We start from the raw sequence: 3,221 nt of genomic DNA, 5'->3' as shown, positions 1-3,221 counted from the left end.
CGCTGTCGGGCATGCTCGAACACGGATCCGGTGACGTGTGGATCGACGTGGAGAAGCTGAGCTTCATCGACGTCGGCGGACTCCGTGCCCTGGCCACCGCCGCGTGCCGGCTGCAAATTCAGGACAGGCGGCTGGTACTGCGCTCGGTCGCGCCCCATCTGGTCAAGCTCATGGATCTGGTGGGGTGGAGCCAGATTCCCAACCTGTTCATGCTCGCGCGCGAGACGGGACTGTCGTCCAGCGGTACTCAGGCCCGACGACCGCAGCCACGCGCCCACGACGAGTGATCACCTGGAAGTGCGGCGCTCCGGGTCGAGGCGCCGTGACCGGATTCGAGGAACCGACGAGAAGGAGCAGAACGGCATGACCGATCAAACTGATGTGGTGGTCGTGGGCCTGGGGCCGGGTGGCGGGCACGTCGCGGGCGCGCCGGCCGAAGCTGGACTGGACGTGATCGGCATTGAGGCCGGACTTGTCGGAGGCGATTGCACCTACTGGGGCTGTATCCCCAGCAATATGATGATCCGTGCCGGAAACGTGCTCGCCGAAGCGGGCCGCGTCCCCTGGCCGGCCGGCGGCCGGAAGGCCGTCGCCGACTGGGGCCGGGTCGCCGAACGCATCCGCTCCGAGGCCACCGGCGACTGGAACGACCAGCCCGCCGCCGACCGCCTGGAGACCAAGGGCGTGTGCCTGGTCCGCGGAACGGGACGGCTCGCCGGTCCGCGCAGGGTGATCGCCGGCGACCGCACGTTCCAGGCCCGGCGCGGCATCGTCCTGGCCACCGGCTCACGGCCCCGCATTCCACCGATCCCGGGCGTGGAAGGCACGCCGTACTGGACCAACCGGGACGCCATCGAGACCGAGGAGATCCCCACCTCGATGCTCGTGCTCGGCGGCGGCGCGATCGGCGTGGAACTCGCCCAGGTCTTCGCGCGCTTCGGATGCGCGGTCACCGTCATGGAAGGCCGGGACCGGCTGCTCGCCCAGGAGGAACCGCAGGCCGGAGAGCTGGCCGCGCAGGTGTTGCGGGCCGAGGGCGTCACCGTGCGCACCGGCGCCCGGGCCGCCCAGCTCCAGCATTACGGCACGACCTTCGAGGCACTGCTCGAAGGCGGTCTGGAACCGTTGCGAGCCGACCGCCTGCTGGTCGCCACCGGCCGCCGCACGGACCTGGCCGCGCTGGCGGTCGACACCGTGGGGATCGACCCCGCCGCGCCGGCCGTGCCCACCGACGGGCAGATGCGCGTCGGCGAGGGAGTATGGGCGGTCGGCGACATCGGCCGCGGAGCCTTCACCCACGTCTCCATGTACCAGGCGCAGATTGCCGTCCGCGACATCCTGGGCGAACCCGGCCCCGACGCCGACTACCGCGCGCTGCCCCGCGTCACCTTCACCGACCCCGAGCTCGGGGCCATGGGCTCACCGAGCGGCAGGCCCGCGACCAGGGCCTGCGGGTCCGCACGAGCTTGGCGCCGATCGCCTCGTCCGCGCGCGGCCTGGTCCACGGGCCGGGCAACGAAAGGTTCGTCAAGCTCGTCGAGGACGCCGACCGCGGCGTCCTGGTCGGCGCGACCTCCGCAGGCCCCGCAGAGGCGAGGTCCTGTACGGCCTGAGCGTCGCCGTCCACACCGAGGTCCTCACCGGCCGCCTCAAGCACATGATCTACACCTATCCGACCTTCCACCGGACCGTGGAAGCCGCTCTCCAGAACCTCCGATGACGACCAGCATCTTCAAGAAGCCCGTCGCGTCCTCACCGACGACCGCCGCGACGGCGGCAACGACCTGATCGGCCATCCTGCCCCGCCCAAGGGCAGTCCGACGGAGCTGCTGTTCTGCCGTCATCACTTCATAGCGTTCCGTTCCGCGCTGGAAGCAGCCCACGCGACCGTGTACTAAGCCCAGGGCCGGCTCGTCACCGGCGATGACGCACCTCATGACGACGGACAGAGGTCCGATATGCGGATATCCCGCCTGACGAGAGGAGATGAGACGAGATGACGGACGAGTTGGCTTCCGAACGCCTCGTTCTGCGGTCGTGGACGGCCGATGACGCCGAGTCCGCGCTCGGCGTTTACGGCACTGCCGAGGTCGCGCGCTGGCTCTACCCGGCGATGGATCGAGTGCCCGACCTGGCGGCCATGCGCTCGGTGCTGGACCGGTGGATCGCCGAAGGTCCGCGGCTGATCGTCCCCGGCGGTCGCTGGGCGATCGAGAGCCTCGCGACCGGGGAGCTGGTCGGCGGCGCGACGCTGTTGCCGCTGCCACCGGACGAGGCTTACGAGATGGGATGGCAACTCCGGCCCGGGGCGTGGGGCCGCGGGTACGCCACTGAGGCCGGGGCGGCTCTGGCGCGGTGGGCGTTCGCCCAGGGGGTGGAGGAAGTGATCTCACTCGTTCGGCCGGCGAACAAGCGCGCGGCCGCGACGGCGGAGCGGATCGGTATGGAGTGGGTCGGCGAGACGGACAAATACCACCGGCTGCGGCTTCAGGAATACCGCCTGCGCCCCGGCGACCTGCTGCCGGATCTTCGAGGCGAGCGCGCCGGCTGAGGTCGTACCGTCCCTCGACGGAGTCTTCGCCTAGTGGAGGCCCGGCTGATGCCAGACCCCCACATGTATCACTGGTTCGTTTCCGAGGTCCGACACGGCGAAGCGGCCGGCGGCGCCTTCAGCCTCACCTGGTGGCTGGAGGACGTCGAACGCTGGGACCTCCTGCGATTCGAGGCAGACCACGACGAGGCCGGACTGCCCCTCGATCGCTGGTGGAAGGATCGCAGAGACGTCCTGTACACACTCATCCGCACTCTGGGACCGGCGGATCCCTCAACGCCATCACCGCCCAGGACGCCCTCTCCGACGAGAGTACGGAGGCCTCCATGGCTCAGTACGCGATGGCGGTGCTCCACAACGGGCTGGGCGACTATCCGGCGGCGCCGGACGCTGCGGCAAGCGATCGCGGAGCTCAAGCACAGCCGGATGGGCGGTTACCTCGCTCGTACCCATCTCGTCTACGGCGAGTGGCTGCGCCGCGAGGGCCGCCGCCAGGACGCCTGTGAACAGCTCCGCACCGCCCAACAGTTGCTGCCGGATAAGGGGCGGAGGCATTCGCCGACCGCGCCGCCGGCGAGCTGCGCGCCACCGGTGAGCATCCCCGCAAACGGACCGCCCAGCCGACCGACTCCCTCACCGCCCACGAGCTGCACATCGCACGGCTGGTGGC

3 protein-coding genes and 1 pseudogene are annotated in these 3,221 nt (G+C 70.3%); all 4 read left to right on the top strand.

The features are described 5' to 3' along the window. A partial coding sequence (locus tag AB0C35_RS45870) for an STAS domain-containing protein (RefSeq protein WP_358470954.1) occupies positions 1-287 on the top strand: 287 nt, incomplete at its 5' end. 76 nt (positions 288-363) lie between these two features. Then, positions 364-1,257, top strand: a pseudogene (locus AB0C35_RS45865) (FAD-dependent oxidoreductase); the annotation flags it as partial. Positions 1,258-1,259: 2 nt separating this feature from the next. Beyond that, complete coding sequence (locus AB0C35_RS45860; RefSeq protein WP_358470956.1) at positions 1,260-1,613, top strand: hypothetical protein; 354 nt, start codon at positions 1,260-1,262, stop codon at positions 1,611-1,613. A 383-nt stretch (positions 1,614-1,996) separates the two neighbouring features. Then, a complete protein-coding gene (locus AB0C35_RS45855) occupies positions 1,997-2,551 on the top strand; it encodes a GNAT family N-acetyltransferase (RefSeq protein WP_358470951.1) in 555 nt (184 codons plus the stop codon). Positions 2,552-3,221: the final 670 nt, after the last annotated feature.

This window comes from Spirillospora sp. NPDC048819, assembly GCF_040650055.1.
Lineage (GTDB): Bacteria > Actinomycetota > Actinomycetes > Streptosporangiales > Streptosporangiaceae > Spirillospora.
Note: the sequence above shows the minus strand (reverse complement) of the source record. Positions and strands in the feature narration are given on the sequence as shown.

Bases quoted from the DNA above. Each gene is read 5' to 3' on its own strand.
- AB0C35_RS45860 (WP_358470956.1), top strand. From the start codon at position 1,260: ATGGGCGGTCGGCGACATCGGCCGCGGAGCCTTCACCCACGTCTCCAT.
- AB0C35_RS45855 (WP_358470951.1), top strand. From the start codon at position 1,997: ATGACGGACGAGTTGGCTTCCGAACGCCTCGTTCTGCGGTCGTGGACG.